Source organism: uncultured Friedmanniella sp. (genome assembly GCF_964244285.1).
Lineage (GTDB): Bacteria > Actinomycetota > Actinomycetes > Propionibacteriales > Propionibacteriaceae > Microlunatus.
Genome location: NZ_CAXTHT010000003.1, coordinates 233928 through 252540 on the forward strand (window position 1 = coordinate 233928; position 18613 = coordinate 252540).

The window sequence follows — 18613 nt, forward strand, 5'->3', positions numbered from 1 at the left end:
TGTCCCTGAACCCGAAGCCGAGTCACCGAGTGATCGGTGCGGGCCGCTCGGCACGCAGCGACTCGGTGCCCTCGTCCATGCTCAGCCCGCGGCTGACCAGCGCGAAGGCGGCGGCGGTCAGCAGGTAGCAGCCGGCCAGCAGCGCCAGGATCAGCACCGACTTGCCGTCCTCCGGCAGGATGACCGCGCCGATGACGGCGGCCAGCACCAGCGCGACGTTGAAGACCATGTCGTAGAGCACGAAGACGCGGCCCTTCAGCTCGTCAGCGACGTGCGCCTGCACCAGGGTGTCGACGCAGATCTTGACGTTCTGCGCCGTCACGCCGAGGACGAAGGCCGCGACCAGCAGCGGCACCTTCGCATAGATCGCGCCGGGCAGGATCTGGAAGATCGCCGACGCGACCAGGCACAGCACCATCCAGCGGCGGACCCCGAGCCGTGCGGTCACCGGTGGCGTGACGACGGCGGCGACCACGAAGCCCGCGCCGGTGACCACGGCGAGCACGCTGAGGTCCGCCAGGGCCGCGTCCACCTGGTCGAGGGTGTGGAAGTAGTTGCGGTAGACCAGGATCGTGGCCACGGTGACGATGCCGAAGACCACCCGGTGCGCCCCGATGGTCAGCAGCCCGAGCCCGGCTGCGCGCTGGCGGCGCAGGTGCCGGAGTGCTTCGGCCAGACCCGCGAGCACCTCCCGCGCCCGGGTCGGTGCGGTCGAGCCCTGCTCACGCTCGTCCGGACCCAGCTGGTGCCGGCCGATCCGGAGCGCGAGGCTGGCGCTGAGCACGAAGCCACCGGCGGCGACGGCGAACAGGATGGCGTTGGCGCTGTAGTCGGGCATCGAACGGCCGAGCAGCAGCCGCAGGCCGGTCCCGACGCCAACGCCGATCACCGCTCCGGCCGGCCCGATGGTGGGCACCACCGAGTTGGCCACCATGTACTCGTCCTCGTCGATGGTGTGGGGCAGCGAGGCCGAGAGCGCCGCCAGCAGGAAGCGGTTGAGGCTCATGGCCAGCAGCACGCCGCCGTAGAAGAGCGTCTCGACGCCGGGCGTCCGCAGTCCGGTCGCCACCACCGCGGCCAGGCCCAGCGCCAGCACCGAGCGGGTGAAGTCGACCACCACCAGCACCTGACGGCGGGGCACCCGGTCCAGCACCACGCCGACGAACGGCCCGAGGACCGAGAACGGCAGCAGCGTGATCGCCAGCACCACCGCGATCGAGCGGGCGTCGGGCTGCCGCTCGGGGGAGAACAGCACGTAGGAGGCCAGCGCGATCTGCAGCAGCCCGTCGCAGGACTGGGTGGCCACCCGGACCGCGAGCAGCCGGCGGAACAGGCGGTGCCGCCAGAGCCGGCGGAGACTGCGGACGAGCTCCATCGAGGGGACCCGCTAGCCCTTCGGGTACTTCTGCACGTAGTCGTCCATCGTGTCCTTCTGCAGCGCCTTGGCCAGCTCGGCCATCTTCGCGGCGTCCACCACGTCGATGCTCTGTCCGTCGGAGGAGGTGCCGAAACCCGAGAGCGGCGCCTGCAGCAGCTCGATGTTCTGCGACTTCAGCCGCAGCGACAGGGCGGTCTTGCGGATGTCGGCGTCGGTCAGGCTGTTGTCCACGGTCAGGTGCTTGGCGAGGTTGCCGATGAAGGTGGTGAACACGGCGGGGTTGGCCACCACGTCGGCACTGAGGCCCTTGGCCACGATGGCCTTGATCACGTTGCGCTGGTTCTCGGCCCGGTCGAGGTCACCGCCCGGGAGCGCGTGCCGCTCGCGGACGAACCAGAGCGCCTTCTTGCCTGAGATGGTGACCTTGCCCTTGGGGTAGGTGAACCCGTGGGACGTGAAGGCCGTCTTGTTGGTGACGGAGACGCCGCCGAGGTCGTCGGTCAGGCCGATGAAGCCCTCGAAGTCCACCAGCACGACATGGTTCATCCGGACGCCGGTGAGGTCCTCCAGCGTCCGCACCGTCAGGGCCGCGCCGCCGAAAGAGTAGGCGGCGTTGATCTTGTTCTTGCCGTAGCCCGGGATCGAGACGTACATGTCGCGGGGGAAGGAGACGATGTAGGCCTGGTTCCGGGCCTTGTCGAGGTGGACGACCATGATGCTGTCGCTGCGTCCGTTGCCCTCGTTGTCGGGGTCGCGGCTGTCCGAACCCAGCAGCACGTAGTTCAGGGTGCCGGTCTCGGTCGCCGTGCTCGGCCGGGCGGACTCTCCGCTGGCGCTGGGGTTGTCGCTGGGCAGGTCGATGCCCCGGGTGATGTTGGAGGTCAGGCTCCGGTCGATCCGGTAGGCGTACACCGCGGCGGCCCCGACCACCACGACGAGCAGCGCGGCGACCGCGACCAGGACGCGAGGCCAGCGGCGGCGGGCACGGCGACGCGGGCCGACCGGGTCGGGGGCGGCCGAGGAAGGGTCGGCGTCGGACGCCGGCGTGTCAGTCATCGAGGTCCTAGGTGGAGGAGCACAGCGCAGTCTAGAGGCTGCGCCGGGGCGGCGTCGGGCCGTGAGCGACCCGGTGAACGGCACCCCCAGAACGAACCACTGCCCCAGAAGGAGCCCGTCGCGGTGGTCGCGTCGGTCCCGGCGCTACGGTGGGGGCCGTGTCCCGCGCCGAGGAAGCCGCCCGCCGCGCCGAGCTCGCTGCGGCGCAGGAGCGGGGGGAGTCCCAGCGGGCGCAGCTGCTGATCGACGCGTTCGTGCGGGACGCCCAGGCCCGGGGGCTGGCCCCCGAACCGCTCCGCGCCACCCTGTTCACCGGCCAGTCGGTCAAGACCGACAAGGTCGGCTGGTACCTCCGCAAGAACCAGAGCCTGGCGATCGGTCAGGACGGGGGCTACTACGTCCTCACCGTGCCCGGCGGGTTCCGCGAGCGGTTCACCGGCGTCCGGCTGATGCGGAGCCCGCCACCGCTGATCGTGGGCAAGGGGGGCCGCGACGGCGAGTCGGGCTCGCTCAGTGACTTCCTGGCCTGGCGGCTCGCGGCCGGCTGAGGCTCAGATCTCCTCGTCGGTGGTCGCGGACTGCTTGACCTTGACGAAGGCCATGTACTCCTTGACGACCTCGTCGGGGGTGCCCCGCATCATCAGCTGGCCCTTGTTCAGCCAGATGGCGTCGCTGCACATCTCCTTGATACTGCCCAGGCCGTGGCTGACCAGGAACATGGCGCGCGCGCTCTGCCGCAGCTCGGCCATCTTCGCGTTGGCCTTCTCCCGGAACTTCGCGTCGCCGGTGGAGAGGGCCTCGTCGATCATCAGGATGTCGGGCTTCATGTGCACCGCGACGGAGAAGCCGACCCGCGCGGACATGCCGGAGGAGTAGGTACGCATGGGCATGTCGATGAAGTCGCCGAGCTCGGTCCACTCGGCCACGTCGTCGGCCCGCTCCTCGACCTCCCGCCGCGAGAGCCCCGACGCCAGCCCGCCCAGGATGATGTTCTCGCGGCCGGAGAGGTCCTTGTTGAAGCCGACGCCGAGCGCGAGCAGCGTGCTGGCTTTGCCCCAGACCTCGATGGAGCCGCTGGTCGGCGGCAGGATGCCCGCGATCGCGCGCATCAGGGTCGACTTGCCGGCGCCGTTGGAGCCGATGATGCCCAGAGCGGTGCCGTTGCGGATCTCGAAGCTGACGTGCTTGAGGGCCTCGACCTCCCGGACGGCGCGCTGGCCACGGCCGAACCGCACCAGCGCCTGTTTCAGCGTCGGCTTGCGCTCGAAGGTGGTCCGGTAGGTGATCGAGAGGTCGTCGACCCTCACCGCCATCGGACTGAGCGCCGACTGGGTGGAAGTGGTCTCAGGTGAGGCGGACAGCGAACTCACGCTCCCTCGAAATGAAGAACAGGAAGCCGCCGGCGGCCGCGGCCACGGCCCACGCGGCGGCGGTCACCCACATGTACAGCGGGGGGACCTGGCCCTCCTGCACGGACTCGGCGTAGCCGCCCAGCATCGAGTACAGGGGGTTGACCTGGATCAGGGTCAGCGCGGCCTTGGAGAACTTGGTGACGCTGTCGGGCAGCCACAGCACCGGAGACAGGTACATCCAGATGCGGACGAAGTAGGGCAGGAAGCTGGACGTGTCGCGGAAGTAGACCTGCAGGGTGGCGAAGAAGGCGGCCAGGCCCATCGAGAACAAGATCATGCAGCCCAGGAAGTAGATCGACAGCAGCATCGTCCAGCTCCACTGCCGAGGCATCAAGATGATGTGGAAGACAAAGTAGAGCGGGATCGTGGGCAGGAAGCTGAAGAAGGCGGTCCGGACGGCCGAGAGCGGGATCAGCAGCCGGGGGAACGCGGTGTTGATCAGCAGCTTGCCCGAGGTGGTCACCGACTTCGAGCCGGTGTTGATCGAGGTCGACACCAGGTGGAAGGCGAAGAGCGCCAGCAACAGGTGGGTGAAGAACGACGGGTCGTGCCGGTTGCGGATGATCGTCACCAGCAGGTAGTAGACCGCCGCCAGCAGCAGCGGGTTCAGGATCAACCAGGCCTGGCCGAAGAAGGTCGAGGTGTTCGCGCTGCGCATCGAGGACTTGCTCAGCTCGGTGGCGAACTCGCGGCGGGCCCAGAGCTCTCGGAAGTACCGGACCAGCGGGGGCAGCCCGGCCCGGTGGGGGCCGTAGTGGTGGTAGATCGGCTCGAAGTCCGACTCGCTCTCACGGAGAGCCGTCATGGCAGCACCGGGTTCATGGGCGTTCCTGCTCGTTCGGAGTTCTGTGCGGGTCCCGTGCGCGGGTCGGGTCGGTGGCACAGTCTGCCACGGTCAGAGCCTCCGGCCCGCTCACCCGGACGGGTGGCCGCCGCCACGCGCCGTAGGCAGCCGGGTGTCGGGCCTCGGGTCGGGCAGGGCGTCGAGCGCGGTCTCAGCCCCGGCGCCGGGCCGGGAGTCCTGCCGTCGGCGGCCGGTCCGGCGTGAGGGTTGCCGCCCGAGCCGGCGGGTCAGCACCAGCAGCACCACGACCGCGAGCGCCGCCAGCAGGAAGCTGATCGCCAGCAGGGGCAGCAGCACCCGGTCCTCGCCCTGGATCCGAGCTTGCCCGGGGTCGCTCGGCAGGTAGCGGACGGGCACCGGGTCGCCGACGCGCAACCGCTGCCGGTAGCGGCCGTGGGCGGCGGTGTAGGTGTAGGTCCGTCCCCCGACCGTGTAGCGGACCGTCGGCGCGGTGGGCATGGTGCGCACCGTCGGGCTCGGCTCGCGGGCCGAGCCGGCCGCCGCCCGCGGGACCAGCTCGACCACCGTCCCGGTGGTGGTGGCGGCGTGAGCGACGAAGTCGGCGTTGCGGGCCGAGTAGGCCGCGAAGAGCACGCCTGTGGCCAGCAGGTACACGCAGATGACAAGGGCCAGCACCCGGGGGAACCGCAGCCACGTCACGGCGCCATCGTAGGCCGCGGCCACGCCGTGGCGGGACCCCGAAAACGAGAAGTCCCGGCTGCCGGTGGGCCTTTGGTCCCGCATTCCCGCGGGCCTAGGTCACCCGGCGTCCAGGGCCTTCGGGCACGTAATCCGCGCTCGGCCGGGCGAAGGTCCCGAGTGCCCCGACAGGCATTGCCACCGCCCGAAGGCCCGAACGACGCTGGGGGCACTCGGGGTTCGACCGCTCAGCACCCAGCCAGACCGTCAGACGCAGTTCGACACCGCCGGCTCCACGGGCCGGCCCGGAATCCCCCGAGGTACGAGATGAACAAGACCGCCCTCCTGGCCGCGAGCGCCGCCACCGTCGCCCTGATCGCCAGCGCCGGCGCCGGCACCCAGGTCGCCGTCGCCTCGCCGTCGGCGGCCTGCGCCTCCCTGAAGGACGCGGTCTACCAGGCCACGAGCCCCAGCGGGTCCAGCCTCTTCACCCCCTGGAGCTCCGAGGCCACGCAGGCCGTCAAGGCCGGCTACACCGCGAAGGGCACGGCGTTCCTCGCCTCCGACAGCGCGGCCCCCGGCCTGCTCGGCGTGCACCGCCTCTACTCGGGCAAGACCGCCGACTTCCTCTACACCACCAGCACCAAGGAGGTGGCGTCGGCGAAGAAGATCTACGGCTACGTCGACCAGGGCGTCCGCTTCTACGTCGCGCCCGCCGGCTCGGGCTGTACCGAGCAGATGGCGCGGCTGGTCAAGGGGACCCAGCACCGGCTCGCGGCTGATGGTGCCGCCAAGGCCGCGCTGACCTCGGCCGGCTGGAAGGCGGAGAAGGTCTCCTTCTTCGTCGCCCCGGTCGCGGTGACGGACCCGCCCCCGATCCAGCCGCCCCCCTCGACGCCCCCGTCGACGCCCCCCTCGACGCAGCCGAGCACCTTCACCTTCGCGGTGGTGCCGGACACCCAGCTCGAGGTGCTGAAGGACAACGACGTCCGGCTGGCCGCGCGCAACCGCTGGCTGGACACCCAGGACGTCTCATTCGTCGCCCAGACCGGTGACCTCGTCAACTGGGACACCGACACCCACGACCAGTACCAGCGAGCCAAGGCCGGCATGAACGTGCTGACCGAGAACAAGATCCCCTACACCGTGGCCGTGGGTAACCACGACACCGAGGCCACCGGCGTCGGCGGCAGCGCCCGGGGCGGCAAGACCTGGGAACAGATCCGCGACACGACGACGCTCAACCACTACTTCTCCGCCTCCGACTTCGGTGACGTCGGCGGGGCCTTCGAGCCGGGCAAGATCGACAACGTCTACGCCACCTACACCGCCGGCAACGAGAAGTGGATGGTTCTCACCCTGGAGTTCTGTGCCCGCAAGTCGGTCATCGAGTGGGCCCGCGACGTGGTGGCCTCGCACCCGGACTACAACGTGATCATCTCCACCCACTACTTCCTGAACGGCAACGGGACGATCGGGGACAACAACCAGGGCTACGGCGCCACCTCACCCCAGTACGTCTACGACCACCTGGTCAGCCAGTACGCCAACGTCAAGATGGTCTTCTCCGGCCACGTCGGCTACGCCCGCAAGTCCCGGGTCGACACCGGGGTGCACGGCAACAAGATCCACTCCTTCCTGACCACCTTCCACGAGGGCAGGACCAACCCGGTCCGGATGATCACCGTCGACACCGCCAAGGACACCGTCTCCTCCACCATCTACGCCCCCTTCACCAACCGGACCTGGCACGAGTACGACGAGAAGGTCACCGACATGAGGTTCAACTGACCTGATCAAGCGCACAAGCGACGACCCCCACCCCGCAGCGGCAGGCCACCCGGCCTGCCGCTGCGGTGTGCGCCTGTCTCGTGAGGCCCGCCGGGGTGCGGGGCCGTGACATAAAGTCAGGCTCATGACCGACGCGCCCCCCGAGAACGTGGCGGGCGCCCCGGCGGAGCCCTCGGACGGCGTGCTGACCCGGATCGCGAGGCTGCTGGCGCCCTACCAGGCCAAGATGATCCTGGTCGGGGTGGCCGTCGTCGGCTCGGCGGTGCTCACCTCGGTGGCGCCCTTCCTGACCCGGGCCGTCTTCGACGACGCGCTGTTCCCCGTGGACGGCTCCGCGGCGCACCTGGGGCTGCTGGGCTGGCTGGTGCTGGGGCTCTGTGTGATCCCGCTGATGACAGCCCTGATCGGCATCGGCCAGAACCTGCTCACCGCCACCATCGGCAACTCGGCCATGGCCGACCTGCGCAGCACCCTGTTCGCACACCTGCAGAAGATGGAGCTCGCGTTCTTCACCGCGACGAAGACGGGCGCGATCCAGTCGCGGCTGGCCAACGACGTGAGCGGCGTCCGGACCGTCCTCACCGACACCGCGACGACGATCCTGCAGAACTCGGTGACCGTGCTCGCGGCGTTCGTCTCGATGCTGCTGCTCTCGTGGAAGCTGACCATCCTGACCCTGGTCCTGATGCCGATCTTCGTCTTCGTCCAGGTACGGGTGGGGCGGCGCCGGCAGCGGCTGGCCCGGCGCACGCAGGAGTCGCTGTCGGAGATGACCGCGATCACCGAGGAGGCGCTCTCGGTCTCGGGCATCTTGTTGGCCAAGGTGTTCCACCGGGCCGACTCCGAGGTGGCGCGCTACCGCGAGGAGAACGCCCGCCAGACCAAGCTGCAGGTCGAGCAGGCGATGACCGGCCGAACCTTCTTCGCCCTGGTGCAGACGTTCTTCGCCATCACCCCGGCCCTGATCTACCTCTTTGCGGGTTTCATGATCACCGGCCGGCTGGGCGGCGGCGCGGGGCTCACCGCCGGCACGCTGGTGGCCTTCACCACGCTGCAGGCCCGGCTGCAGATGCCGTTGATCCAGCTGATGCGGGTGACCCTGGACGTGCAGACCTCCCTCGCGCTGTTCCGCCGGATCTTCGAGTACCTGGACCTGGAGCCCGCGATCGCCGAGCGTCCCGGGGCCGTCGCGCTCACGACCAGCAGCCAGGGCGGGTCGGTGGAGTTCCGCGACGTCTGGTTCCGCTACCCGGAGCCGCGCGAGCTCAGCGGTGGCCGGGCCGGCGGCCGCCGCTTCTCCCCCGGTGCCGGTTCGGAGCCGGAGCCCGTCGAGGAGGAGCGCCAGGTGGGCGACGGCTGGACGCTCCGGCACCTCAGCCTGACGGTGCGGCCCGGTCAGCTCGCGGCGATCGTCGGGCCCTCGGGGTCGGGCAAGACGACGATGACCTACCTGGTGCCGCGCTTCTACGACGTCACCGAGGGCGCGGTGCTGATCGACGGCGTCGACGTCCGCGAGGCCACGCTCGGCTCGATCGCCGAGACCGTGGGCATGGTGACCCAGGAGCCCTACCTGTTCCACGGCACGGTCTACGACAACATCGCCTACGCCCGGCCGGACGCGACCGAGGCCGAGGTGCACCAGGCCGCCCGGGACGCCAACATCCACGACCGGATCCAGAGCTTCGCCGGCGGCTACGACACGGTCACCGGTGAGCGCGGCTACCGGTTGTCCGGCGGGGAGAAGCAGCGGCTGGCCATTGCGCGCGTCTTCTTGATGAACCCGCGGGTGCTCATCCTCGACGAGGCCACCTCCGCGCTGGACACCGAGACCGAGCGGCTGGTGCAGGACGCGCTGGAACGCGCCACCCAGGGCCGGACCACCATCGCCATCGCCCACCGGCTCTCCACCATCCAGAACGCCGACGTCATCTTCGGTCTGGAGGAGGGCGAGCTGGTCGAGCAAGGCAGCCACGCCGAGCTGCTGGCGCTCGGCGGGCTGTACTCGCGCCTCTACACCGAGCAGTTCGGCGCCGGCTCCGTCGAGGCCCGCTTTGCCGACGGCGTCCGCTACAGCGACGGCAAGACCGTCTGCGACGCCCGCGGCCGGGTCCGCGCGGACGTCGCCGTCTGACCCGTTCCCTTGCGACGTGCCAGCGCCGGTGGTCGTCCGGCAACCACCGACGCTGACCGGTCGGAGATCAGGCAGGCGTGAGGACGTCGTCCCACGTGCCCCGCGTGTAAGCGGCGGGGTAGGGGGCCTCGCGCCAGGTCAGGCCCAGCTCGGCCGCGGCGCGCAGCGGCCAGGACGGCTCCCGCAGGGCGGCCCGGGCCAGCAGCACGACGTCGGCCTCCCCGGCGCCGAGCACCTCCTCGGCCTGCTGCGGGGTGGCGATCAGCCCGACCGCTCCGGTCGGCAGGCCCGCTTCGGCGCGGATGGTGGCGGCGAAGGGGACCTGGTAGTTCGGGCCGACCGGGATGTCGGCCGGCACGTTGCCGCCGGTGGAGGTGTCGACCAGGTCGACGCCGTGCTCCTTGAGCAGGGCCGACAGCCGGACCGAGTCCGCGAGGGCCCAGCCCCCGTCGGTCCAGTCGGTGGCCGACAGCCGCACCAGTACCGGCTTGCCCACGGGCCAGACGGCGCGGACGGCGTCGACGACCTCGATCAGGAATCGGGTGCGGTTCTCGAAGCCGCCGCCGTAGCCGTCGGTACGCAGGTTCGACAGCGGGGACAGGAACTCGTGCACCAGGTAGCCGTGCGCGCCGTGGATCTCGACGACGTCGAAGCCGGCCTCGTCGGCGCGGCACGCGGCCGCCGCGAAGGCTCCGACCGTGGCGGCGATCTCGGCGACCGTCATCTCCTGCGGGTCGGCCAGCCCGGGAAAGGGGGTGGCTGAGGGGCCGACGGGCGTCCAGCCGCCGAGCTCGACGGGAACGGGGCCGGTCGGCTCCCCAGGAAAGCCCCGGTAGGTCGAGCCCTTGCGGCCGGCGTGGGCGAGCTGGACCCCGATCGCCGCGCCCTGGGCGTGCACGAAGTCGACGACCCGCGCCCAGGCGTCGCGCTGGGTGTCGTCCCACAGACCAGTGTCCTGCGGGCTGATCCGACCCTCCGGCACCACGGCGGTGGCCTCGGTGAGGATCAGCCCGAAGCCACCCTGGGCCCGGGAACCGAGGTGCACCAGGTGCCAGTCGGTGGGGACGCCGTCCTCGGCGGTGACCGAGTACTGGCACATCGGGGCCAGCCAGACCCGGTTGGCAACGGTGAGGTCGCGGAGCGTCAGGGGTTCGAAGAGCAGGGCCATACTGAGCCGAACCGACCCGCGCGGACGGCGATTCCGCCGCCCTTGGGTGGTTCCGCTCACACTCCTACGCTCGGTGGCATGGTCGACGACGCTGCCCCGTACCCGGATGACCGCGAGCGCGACGACCTGATGAGCCGCTACCGCCAGCTGGTGCTGCGCGAGCTGCCCCGCCGGGCCGCGGCCGAGCGGTGGGTCGTGCGGTCCGACCACTGCTTCGGCCGGATCGTCCTCGACCACACGGTGGGCCGGTGCTGGTACGACGTCCTGGACCGCACCCGCTCGCCCGCCTTCGCCCAGCTCGACGACGCCCAGCTGCGGTACGCCGTCGAGCTCGCGATGAGGATCGAGGCTGAGGGCGACCTGCTGCTGCGCCGCCTCAACCGCCAGAGCCTGGCCTGGCGCGGCCACCTCGACCCCGCGCGTTGATCCTGTCCGCGCCGCGTCCTGAGCCTGTCGAAGGCCTCGAAGAGGTTGCGCTCACCGGACGGGACCGGACCGGACGGGCGAAGCCTCAGTCCTGAGGGGTGAGCTTGCGCCGCATGGTGACGGTGTCGTCGGTCCAGAGAGCGGCGTCGGTGCGCGCGACGACCACGGTGTCGTCGAGGCGGGCGGTCCGTACCCGGACGTCGCCCCGTCGCGCCAGCCGGCGCAGCTCAGCCCGGACCAGGTCGGCCTCGGCGTCCACGGGCACCCGGCGTACGGCCTGACCGTCTGCGACGCAGCCGGCCAGCAGCTCGGCCGCGAGCTCGGAAGCGTCCATGGGTCGAGCATGGCACGTGCCGCGCCGGCGGGCTGGAGCCATCGGACAACACCTCAGCGAGCAGGACAACACCAGAGGCGGGTCATACAACACGGTGGCCAACACCGGCTCGCAATCCTCGATCCAACGGATCGAGGAGGCGGACATGACAGGCAGCGGTACCAGCGTCGGCGAGGCGCCCTGGCGGATCGTCGACCGACTGAACGCGGACTGGCAGGAGATCCTCGAGAGCGACGGCAGTGGTCAGGGGGTGCTGGTCAGCCGAGCCAGTCGGGGCTGCGACGTGACCTTGCACGCGCTGCTGAGCGCCGCTCAACACGGTGACGCGATGGCGGCCCGGACGGTGCTGCAGTCGATGCTCGGGCGCCTCGTCCAGATGGCGTCCCGTGACCGGCGATCGCCGGTCGACGTCTACGTCGCCGCCGCCTGGTGCGTCCTCGCCCGCTACCCGCTGAGGGCACGCCCGGTCCGGATCGCCGCGAACCTGGCTCTCGACACCCTCAAGGCGGTGAGGCAGGAGGCGTACGGCCGGGGTGGAGCCACGCTCTGGCTGGCCGGCGTAGAGCTCGAGCAGCTGGTCGAGCAGGAGGCGCAGCGGCGTGAGCTCGACCACGGGGTCGCAGCGGGCCTGGACGCGGTCAGCCTGATCGAGGCCGGACGGCGTCTACGGCTGCTCGACGAGCCCTCCGGTCTGCTGCTCGAAACGGTGTATGTCCGGGGCCTCAGCGGCGCCGAGGCGGCTCGGCGCCACGGATCCACGGCAGGCTCGGTCCGGGTGCGCTGCAGCCGCGCCCTCCAGGTGCTGGCCGACCACGCCGACGAGCTGGCCGGCGCGGCCTGACCGGGGGCGAGAACTGGTGGGGTGAATGACATCGGTGGCATTTCCGCGAAGGAAGAGAGATGGGACGCAAGATGCCCGAATGGCAGTACGAATCCCCTCGTTCGGGCGACAGAACCGCTGTTTCCGGGCCATGCTGATCCCCCGTGTGCGGGGGCACCGGTGGCTGACCGAGGTGGTCGCCGACCCCTGCCTGCTTCCTCGCCGGCAGCGTCGCCGGCTCGATCGCCTCGCCCTCGGGGGTTTCGTGATCGTGGCACCGATCCCGAAAGGACACCGGATGAATCTCAAGACCCTGACCCGCACCGTGGTCGGCCTGCTCCTGCTGCTCCGCGCTCCGGCCGCCCGCGACGAGCGGGGCCTCAGCCAGTCGACCGAGAACGCGATCCTGCTGGCCGGGGCGGTGACCGTCGCCGTCATCGTGCTCGGCGTGATCACCGCCTACGTCACGAGCCACCTGCCGAAGTAGCGGTGCCGCTCCCGTCCCGGGACCAGCGAGGCCTGAGCGAGAGCATCCAGCTCGCCGTGGTCTGGCCGGTCCTCTTGCTCGTGACCCTCGGCATCATCCAGGCCGGGATCTGGCTGCATGCCCGCAACGTGGCTGAACGCGCGGCTGCGGCGGTGGTCGACGTGGCCCGCGGCACCGACGGCAGCTCAGGCGCCGCGGCCGAGCTGGGGGAGGACCTCGCCCGCGCCGGCGGCCTGACCGGAGTCACGGTGACGGTCGTGCGCGGTCCTGCGCAGGTCTCTGCCCGGGTGAGCGGCGATGCGCCTCTGATGCTCGATCTCGGCCTGGGCAAGATCAGCGAGACGGCCGCCGCGCCGCTCGAGAGGGTGACGGCTCCGTGACCGGTCGGCTCGGACGCCACGGCGAGCGGGGCTCTGCCACCATCGAGCTCACCCTGCTGGTCCCGGCCCTGGTGCTGGTGCTCGGCATGCTGGTCGCCGGTGGGCGGCTCTGGTTCGCCCGCACTGCCGTGACCGAGGCCGCGCAGTCCGGGGCCCGGGCGGCGTCGCTGGCCCGGACCTCCGGCGCGGCGGCCACCGACGGCCGCGAGGCCGCCCGGGCGTCGCTCGCCACGGCCGGCCTGCGCTGCGACCAGACGTCGGTCGAGATCCGGACGGCCGGCTTCGCCGTACCGGTCGGTACCCCGGCCACGGTCGGCTCGACCGTCCGGTGCCGGGTGCCGCTGGCCGACATCGCCCTGCCCGGGCTGCCCGGTTCCGTGCTGCTGACCGGCGACGGCGCGGCCGCGCTCGACACCTACCGGAGCCGGTGATGACTGCTCCTCCCCGCGACGAACGGGGTCAGACGACCACGCTCTACATACTCCTGCTGATGGGCGCGATCTTCCTGGTGGCCGGGCTCGTGATCGATGGCGGCCAGAAGGTCACCGCAGCCACCCTGGCCGAGTCGGCCGCAGCGGGGGCCGCGCGTGCCGCGGGCAATGCCGCCGCCACCCAACAGCTCGGCGGTCGCGATCCGGCCGCCGCGGCGGTGCTGGCCGCCAAGGCCTACCTGGCGGGCCAACCGTCGGTCAGCGGATCCGTCCAGGTCTCCGCCGGGGTCGTCACCGTGACCACGTCCTCCTCGGCCGACACCGTCTTCCTGAGCGTCATCGGTCTGGACAGCGTGACCGGCACCGGCTCAGCCGAGGCCGACATCGTCGCCACCGGTGGCACCCGATGACCACATCCCAGACCGCTCGACCCCAGACCGCTCAACCCCAGACGAGGTCCTCATGAGCATCGACACCGACGCACGGCCGGGAGCCGGCCGGAGCCCGGCCCTGGACGCTGACCCCGCGGCCCCTCCGGCGACCGAGCTGCCCCGGCTGGCCGGCCGCCGGGACCCGAAATGGATCGCGCTCGGCGTGGTCGCGCTCTGCCTCGGCGCGCTGCTGTCCTACGTCGTCTACGCGAACGTCGCCTCCGAGACCACGGTCGTGTCGGTCGCGCGGACCGTCTACCGCGGCGAGGTCCTCGAGGCCGACGACCTGACCACCGTTCGGCTGCAAGGCGGCGCGCTGCCGGACGCGGTCCCGGCCAGCGGGCTCGACGGACTGGTCGGCCAGCGGGCGGTGTACGACCTACCGTCCGGCAGCGTCGTCGCCGCCACGTCGGTGGCCGCGACGGCGCTGCCCGCCGATGGCCGGTCCGTCGTCGGCATCCTCCTTCCCGGCGGCCACGCACCGCAGGGCCTGCTGCTCCCCTCGTCGCCGGTCCGGCTGGTCGCGCTGCCGCCCGCGTCGAGCAGCACGGCGGCCAAGGACCAGCTGGCCGGCAAGACCTACGCGGCCCGGGTGGTCGACACCGCGCCCGCTCCGGACGGCACCTCGACCATGGTCGACGTGGACGTGCCGCAGGCACAGGCGGCCACGGTCGCGCTGCTCGCCGCCTCGCAGCGGCTGGCCGTCGTCCGCGACGCGGGGCGCTGACCGGATGGCCATCCTGCTGCTCGCGTCCGCCAACGGCGCGCCGGGCGTCACCACGCTCGCCGTCGGGTTGGCGCTCTGCTGGCCCCGACCGGTGCTGCTGGCCGACTGCGACCCCGGTGCCCACCAGGCCGTGCTTGCGGGCTACCTGACCGGCCGGTCCGCCCATGGCAAGGGCCTGCTGCGGGTCGCCGAGGCGCACCGTGACCGCCGTCCGCTGCGGGAGGTCGTGATCGACCAGTGCCTCCCCCTGGTCGACGGGGAAGGCGACCGGCGGCTCTTCCTGCCCGGCTTCACCAAGCCCACCAGCGCGGCGCACTTCGCCGGCGTCTGGGAGGAGCTGGCCGACACCTTCGACCGGCTGGCCGACGTCGACGTCGACGTACTGGTCGACCTCGGGCGGATCGGGCCGCTGGGCCTCCCACCCGCCCTGCTGGAACGCAGTGCCCTCAACCTGCTGGTGCTGCGGTCCGACCTGCGCTCGGTGCTCTCGGCCCGGGTGCACCTGCCGGCGCTGACCGAGCTGCGCACGGCCGCCGCGTCGCCGAGCCGGCCCGGGCTGGTCCTGGTGGGTCCCGGTCAGCCGTACCAGGCCGCCGAGATCAGCAAGGCCCTCGGACCGACGGTGCTCGCCCAGCTGCCGCACGACCCGGCCGCCGCCGCCCACTTCTCCGACGGTGCCCCGCAGCACCGCAAGTTCGAGGCCGCGCCGCTGCTCCGCGGGCTCCGGCACGCCGCCTCCACCCTCGCCGACTCGCTGCAGCGCTCGACCGAGCTGGTGAGGAGCTGAGATGGAGGACACCGCGGTCGCCCCACCCGACCTCGACGGGGTCCCGGTCCTCGCCGACTACGACGACGACTCCCCGTCCGGCCCGACCGCTCCGGCTCACGGGGCCAGGCCGGGGCTGAGGATCGGCGTCGGTCCGGCCGAGGGCTTCGGCAACTACCCCCGCGAACGCCTCGCGGCCCGCCTGGGTGCCGGTCCGGAGGGGTTGGAATGGGCCCAGGTCGCCGAGCTGCGACGCCGCGCGTCGGAGGTGATCACCGAGGAGAGCGAGCGGTCCCAGCAGGCGACGGGACGGCCGTTGGCCGGCGACGACCGGCTGCTGCTGGGCCGGTCGGTGATCCGACGCGTTGTCGGTGACCACGTCCGCGCGCTGCACCGCGAGGGCGCGGAGCTCTGGTCGCCGGAGGCCGAGCAGACCTACGTGGCCGCCGTCGAGGACTCGGTCTTCGGCTACGGCCGGCTGCAGCCCCTGCTGGAGATGGCCACGGTGGAGAACATCGAGATCCACGGCTGGGACTCCGTCTTCGTCCAGTACGGCGACGGGCGGCGGGAGCGGATGCCACCGGTCGCCGACAGCGACGACGAGCTCGTCGAGGCCATCCGGTTCCTCGGTCAGAACAGTCAGCCCGCGCGGCCGTTCGACGACACCCACCCCTCGATGACGCTCGCGCTGGGCGAGCGCTTCCGGCTGCACGCCATCGGTTTCGGCCTGTCCTACCGGCCCAGCGTCGTCATCCGGCAGCACACGCTGACCGACGTCTCGCTGGCCGACCTCGCCGCCGGTGGGTTGATGCCGGTCGAGGTGGCGGAGTTCCTGGACGCGGCCATCCTGGCGCGGCGGTCGATGGTGATCTCCGGCGACCAGGGAGCGGGCAAGACCACCCTGCTGCGCGCGCTCATCAACGCCATCCCGGCGCACGAGCGCTTCGGCACCCTGGAGACCGACTACGAGCTGATGACCCACCTGCAGCCCGGCCGGGAGAACATCCTGGCCCTGCAGGCGCGGACCGGGCACGGCGAGACCAGCGGCGGCACCCGGGTCGGTGAGGTGACGATCTCAGACCTGATGCCCGAGGCCCTGCGGCAGAACCTGTCCCGGCTGGTGGTCGGGGAGGTCCGCGGCGGCGAGGCCGCCGCCATGTTCGAGGCGATGCAAGCCGGCACGGGCACGTTGTCCACGACCCACTCGCACTCGGCCGAGTCGACCATCGACCGGCTGGCCTCGCGGGTGGCCCAGGGCGGGGTGCTGACGATCGACGAGGCGTACCGCCAGATCGCCAACAACATCCACCTCCTCGTGTACGTCCGGCTGCTGGACGAGACATGGAAGGGCGGCGTCCGACGGCGTTTCGTCTCCGAGATCCGCCAGGTCACCCGGGCCACCGAGAACGGCCGGCCGGTCACGCACCTCACCTACACCGCCACCGGTACGCCCTCCCAGGCGGCGGGCTTCTACCCCGACGCCGGGTTCGCCCGCGAGCTCGAGCCGTTCCGGCGGGCCCTGCCGCGGGCCGGAGCCAGTCTCCGCGGCACCGCGCCCCGCCCCCGACGCCGAGGCTCCTCGTGACCGCGCTCGCGGTCGCGGCCGGCTTGCTGCTGGTGGCCGGGGTGTGGGCTCTGGTCGCCGGCCTGCAGCGTCGGACGCCCCAGCCATCGAACCGCTCGCGACGGACCGCGACGGCCGCCGAGCTCTGGGCCCGCCTCAGCCGGCGACCGGCCGGGCCGCGGGGCCGACGGCGTGACCTGCTGCTCGCGGGCAGTCTGCTGGTCGGGCTGGCCACCGCAGCCGTCACGGGCTGGGTGATCGCCCTCGTGGTGGTCCCGGCCCTGGTCCTGGGACTGCCCTACCTGCTCAGCGCCCCGCAGCCGCGGGACGTGGCTCTGCTCGAGGCCCTGGACCGATGGGTCCGAGGACTGAGCGCCACCCTCGGCACCGGTCGGTCGGTGACCGACGCGATCCGCGTCTCCCGTCGGACCGCGCCGCCGCTGCTGGCCGAGGAGATCGGCCTGCTCGTCGCGCGGCTCAACAACCGTTGGGAGACCCGCGAGGCACTGCTGCGGATGGCCGACGAGCTGGACTCACCCGACGCCGACGCCGTGCTGGCCGCGCTGATGCTCTCGGCCAATCGGGGCGCGAACGGCGCGTCGGTGACCATGGAGGCCTTGGCGGACTCCATTCAGGCCTCGCTCAAGGGCCGCCGCGCGATCGAGGTGGAACGGGCCAAGCCCTTCGTCGTGGTCCGCCAGGTCACGGTGATCTCGGTGGTCACGCTGGCTCTGACCTTCGTCGTGTCCCCCTCGTTCTTCTCCCCGTACCGGACCCCGACCGGGCAGCTGGTGCTGTCCGCGCTGCTGGTGGCCTACATCGGCTCGCTGCTGCTGATGCGGCGCAAGGCTCAGCAGCGGCCGCGGCCGCGCGTCCTGGTCGGAGCCTCGCGGTGACGTTCGCCCTGGTGCTGGCCGCCGGGGCGCTGGTCGCAGCGGGGCTGGTGGCCCTGGTCGTGACCTTTGCCCCCGCGACGCCGGATCTGGCGGCTGCGCTGGCCCGGGCGGGCGGTGGGGAGCCGTTGCGCGACCGGAGCCGCGACACCGGCCCACTCACCAGTCGGTCCGAGCGGCTGGGCGCTGCCCTCTACCGGCGCAGCCCCTTTCCCCTGTCGGAGCAGCAGCGGCGGGCGTTGCAGCTGCAGAACACCTCGATCGCGGAGTTCTACGCCGACAAGGCGGTGATGGCGATCATCGGGGCTCTGCTCCCTGCGGTCGCCGGCGGCACGCTCGGGCTGGTCACTGGCTCGTTCAGCGCGTGGCCGGCTGCGGTCTCGCTGCTCGGCGTGGTGATCGGCTTCTTCACGCCCGACCTGATGCTGCGCCGCCGGACGATCGCCGTCTGCGCCGGGGCGATGGAGGCCCTGCTGCTCTACCTCGACCTGGTCACGCTCGAACGGCTCACCAACGCCTCGGCACCCCAGGCCCTGGCCAATGCGGCCCGACTCAGCGAGACCCCCCTCTTCGTCCAGATCCGTCTCGCCCTGGAGCGCGCCCGGCTGGAGCAGCAGGCCCCGTACGCCGAGCTGCGGCGGCTGGCGGCCCAGCTGGACCTGCCCGAGCTCAGCGACGTGGCCGACGTGATGCAGCTCGACGAGACCGGGGCCGCGCTGTCCGGCACGCTCCGGGCGCGGGTGCGGGAGCTCCGCGACGCCCACCTCACCGCCGAGCAGATCCTCGCGGGGGCGGAGGCAGAGGGCATGACGATCTACATGACGCTGCCGGCCATGATCTTCGGCCTGATCTTCCTGGTCGCCGCGATGTTGAAGATCTTCCTTGTCTAGCGACGGACAACACCGGCCACGTACGGACAACACGTCGAGGTTCCG

The 18613-nt window shown here is 71.7% G+C and carries 21 protein-coding genes; 14 read left to right on the forward strand and 7 right to left on the reverse strand.

Annotated elements, in window-relative coordinates:
- Positions 1–22 precede the first annotated feature (22 nt).
- A complete protein-coding gene (locus ACFE7W_RS09130; RefSeq protein ID WP_375424450.1) occupies positions 23–1375 on the reverse strand; it encodes an MFS transporter in 1353 nt (450 codons plus the stop codon).
- Between the two features lie 12 nt (positions 1376–1387).
- Entirely contained in the window at positions 1388–2434 is a 1047-nt protein-coding gene (locus tag ACFE7W_RS09135) for an LCP family protein (RefSeq protein WP_375424451.1), read from the reverse strand.
- Positions 2435–2592: 158 nt separating this feature from the next.
- Here ACFE7W_RS09135 and ACFE7W_RS09140 point away from each other — a divergent pair, with 158 nt between their 5' ends.
- A complete protein-coding gene (locus tag ACFE7W_RS09140) occupies positions 2593–2982 on the forward strand; it encodes a hypothetical protein (RefSeq protein ID WP_375424452.1) in 390 nt (129 codons plus the stop codon).
- 3 nt (positions 2983–2985) lie between these two features.
- On the opposite strand, the gene ACFE7W_RS09145 is transcribed toward ACFE7W_RS09140, so the two are convergent.
- From ACFE7W_RS09145 to ACFE7W_RS09155, 3 genes are all read right to left on the reverse strand, one after another.
- Entirely contained in the window at positions 2986–3747 is a 762-nt protein-coding gene (locus ACFE7W_RS09145; protein ID WP_375424453.1) for an ABC transporter ATP-binding protein, read from the reverse strand.
- A gap of 31 nt (positions 3748–3778) precedes the next feature.
- Complete coding sequence (locus tag ACFE7W_RS09150) at positions 3779–4651, reverse strand: ABC transporter permease (protein ID WP_375424454.1); 873 nt, start codon at positions 4649–4651, stop codon at positions 3779–3781.
- Positions 4652–4759: 108 nt separating this feature from the next.
- Positions 4760–5350 carry a DUF3592 domain-containing protein gene (locus ACFE7W_RS09155; RefSeq protein WP_375424455.1) on the reverse strand — a complete coding sequence of 197 codons (591 nt, stop codon included), beginning with the start codon at positions 5348–5350 and terminating at the stop codon, positions 4760–4762.
- Between the two features lie 306 nt (positions 5351–5656).
- Here ACFE7W_RS09155 and ACFE7W_RS09160 point away from each other — a divergent pair, with 306 nt between their 5' ends.
- Both ACFE7W_RS09160 and ACFE7W_RS09165 read left to right on the forward strand, forming a co-directional pair.
- Entirely contained in the window at positions 5657–7120 is a 1464-nt protein-coding gene (locus ACFE7W_RS09160; RefSeq protein WP_375424456.1) for a metallophosphoesterase, read from the forward strand.
- Between the two features lie 124 nt (positions 7121–7244).
- Positions 7245–9251 carry an ABC transporter ATP-binding protein gene (locus ACFE7W_RS09165; RefSeq protein ID WP_375424457.1) on the forward strand — a complete coding sequence of 669 codons (2007 nt, stop codon included), beginning with the start codon at positions 7245–7247 and terminating at the stop codon, positions 9249–9251.
- 67 nt (positions 9252–9318) lie between these two features.
- Here ACFE7W_RS09165 and ACFE7W_RS09170 read toward each other — a convergent pair whose 3' ends face one another.
- Positions 9319–10419 (reverse strand): NADH:flavin oxidoreductase/NADH oxidase, encoded by a 1101-nt coding sequence (locus tag ACFE7W_RS09170; protein ID WP_375424458.1) that lies wholly within the window; start codon positions 10417–10419, stop codon positions 9319–9321.
- Between the two features lie 78 nt (positions 10420–10497).
- On the opposite strand from ACFE7W_RS09170, the gene ACFE7W_RS09175 reads away from it, so the two are divergent.
- Positions 10498–10845: a hypothetical protein gene (locus ACFE7W_RS09175; RefSeq protein ID WP_375424459.1), complete on the forward strand. Its 348-nt coding sequence runs from the start codon at positions 10498–10500 to the stop codon at positions 10843–10845.
- Positions 10846–10930: 85 nt separating this feature from the next.
- Here the strand turns inward: ACFE7W_RS09175 and ACFE7W_RS09180 are convergent, their stop codons facing one another.
- A complete protein-coding gene (locus ACFE7W_RS09180; RefSeq protein ID WP_375424460.1) occupies positions 10931–11179 on the reverse strand; it encodes a hypothetical protein in 249 nt (82 codons plus the stop codon).
- A gap of 145 nt (positions 11180–11324) precedes the next feature.
- Here ACFE7W_RS09180 and ACFE7W_RS09185 point away from each other — a divergent pair, with 145 nt between their 5' ends.
- From ACFE7W_RS09185 to ACFE7W_RS09230, 10 genes are all read left to right on the forward strand, one after another.
- Positions 11325–12020, forward strand: coding sequence for an RNA polymerase sigma factor (locus ACFE7W_RS09185; protein ID WP_375424461.1), 696 nt, complete (start codon positions 11325–11327; stop codon positions 12018–12020).
- Between the two features lie 277 nt (positions 12021–12297).
- Positions 12298–12486 (forward strand): hypothetical protein, encoded by a 189-nt coding sequence (locus ACFE7W_RS09190; RefSeq protein WP_375424462.1) that lies wholly within the window; start codon positions 12298–12300, stop codon positions 12484–12486.
- Between the two features lie 2 nt (positions 12487–12488).
- On the forward strand, positions 12489–12866 hold the full coding sequence (locus ACFE7W_RS09195) for a TadE/TadG family type IV pilus assembly protein (RefSeq protein WP_375424463.1): 378 nt from the start codon (positions 12489–12491) through the stop codon (positions 12864–12866).
- Complete coding sequence (locus ACFE7W_RS09200; RefSeq protein ID WP_375424464.1) at positions 12863–13297, forward strand: TadE/TadG family type IV pilus assembly protein; 435 nt, start codon at positions 12863–12865, stop codon at positions 13295–13297. The genes ACFE7W_RS09195 and ACFE7W_RS09200 overlap by 4 nt, the downstream gene beginning before the upstream one ends.
- Entirely contained in the window at positions 13297–13707 is a 411-nt protein-coding gene (locus ACFE7W_RS09205; RefSeq protein ID WP_375424465.1) for a pilus assembly protein TadE, read from the forward strand. Before ACFE7W_RS09200 ends, ACFE7W_RS09205 begins: the two co-directional genes overlap by 1 nt.
- A gap of 52 nt (positions 13708–13759) precedes the next feature.
- Positions 13760–14455, forward strand: a complete 696-nt coding sequence (locus ACFE7W_RS09210) for an SAF domain-containing protein (protein ID WP_375424466.1) — start codon at positions 13760–13762, stop codon at positions 14453–14455.
- Positions 14456–14459: 4 nt separating this feature from the next.
- Positions 14460–15242 (forward strand): hypothetical protein, encoded by a 783-nt coding sequence (locus ACFE7W_RS09215; RefSeq protein WP_375424467.1) that lies wholly within the window; start codon positions 14460–14462, stop codon positions 15240–15242.
- 1 nt (position 15243) lies between these two features.
- Positions 15244–16806, forward strand: coding sequence for a CpaF family protein (locus tag ACFE7W_RS09220; protein ID WP_375424468.1), 1563 nt, complete (start codon positions 15244–15246; stop codon positions 16804–16806).
- Positions 16803–17681: a type II secretion system F family protein gene (locus ACFE7W_RS09225; protein WP_375424469.1), complete on the forward strand. Its 879-nt coding sequence runs from the start codon at positions 16803–16805 to the stop codon at positions 17679–17681. Before ACFE7W_RS09220 ends, ACFE7W_RS09225 begins: the two co-directional genes overlap by 4 nt.
- The gene (locus ACFE7W_RS09230) at positions 17678–18568 is read left to right on the forward strand and encodes a hypothetical protein (RefSeq protein ID WP_375424470.1); all 891 of its coding nucleotides are present in this window, start codon (positions 17678–17680) and stop codon (positions 18566–18568) included. Before ACFE7W_RS09225 ends, ACFE7W_RS09230 begins: the two co-directional genes overlap by 4 nt.
- The last annotated feature ends 45 nt before the right edge of the window (positions 18569–18613 follow it).

Bases quoted from the DNA above. Each gene is read 5' to 3' on its own strand.
- ACFE7W_RS09170 (WP_375424458.1), bottom strand. From the start codon at position 10,419: ATGGCCCTGCTCTTCGAACCCCTGACGCTCCGCGACCTCACCGTTGCC.
- ACFE7W_RS09145 (WP_375424453.1), bottom strand. From the start codon at position 3,747: ATGGCGGTGAGGGTCGACGACCTCTCGATCACCTACCGGACCACCTTC.
- ACFE7W_RS09150 (WP_375424454.1), bottom strand. From the start codon at position 4,651: ATGACGGCTCTCCGTGAGAGCGAGTCGGACTTCGAGCCGATCTACCAC.
- ACFE7W_RS09130 (WP_375424450.1), bottom strand. From the start codon at position 1,375: ATGGAGCTCGTCCGCAGTCTCCGCCGGCTCTGGCGGCACCGCCTGTTC.
- ACFE7W_RS09190 (WP_375424462.1), top strand. From the start codon at position 12,298: ATGAATCTCAAGACCCTGACCCGCACCGTGGTCGGCCTGCTCCTGCTG.
- ACFE7W_RS09160 (WP_375424456.1), top strand. From the start codon at position 5,657: ATGAACAAGACCGCCCTCCTGGCCGCGAGCGCCGCCACCGTCGCCCTG.
- ACFE7W_RS09220 (WP_375424468.1), top strand. From the start codon at position 15,244: ATGGAGGACACCGCGGTCGCCCCACCCGACCTCGACGGGGTCCCGGTC.
- ACFE7W_RS09175 (WP_375424459.1), top strand. From the start codon at position 10,498: ATGGTCGACGACGCTGCCCCGTACCCGGATGACCGCGAGCGCGACGAC.
- ACFE7W_RS09210 (WP_375424466.1), top strand. From the start codon at position 13,760: ATGAGCATCGACACCGACGCACGGCCGGGAGCCGGCCGGAGCCCGGCC.
- ACFE7W_RS09180 (WP_375424460.1), bottom strand. From the start codon at position 11,179: ATGGACGCTTCCGAGCTCGCGGCCGAGCTGCTGGCCGGCTGCGTCGCA.
- ACFE7W_RS09205 (WP_375424465.1), top strand. From the start codon at position 13,297: ATGACTGCTCCTCCCCGCGACGAACGGGGTCAGACGACCACGCTCTAC.
- ACFE7W_RS09185 (WP_375424461.1), top strand. From the start codon at position 11,325: ATGACAGGCAGCGGTACCAGCGTCGGCGAGGCGCCCTGGCGGATCGTC.
- ACFE7W_RS09215 (WP_375424467.1), top strand. From the start codon at position 14,460: ATGGCCATCCTGCTGCTCGCGTCCGCCAACGGCGCGCCGGGCGTCACC.
- ACFE7W_RS09135 (WP_375424451.1), bottom strand. From the start codon at position 2,434: ATGACTGACACGCCGGCGTCCGACGCCGACCCTTCCTCGGCCGCCCCC.
- ACFE7W_RS09165 (WP_375424457.1), top strand. From the start codon at position 7,245: ATGACCGACGCGCCCCCCGAGAACGTGGCGGGCGCCCCGGCGGAGCCC.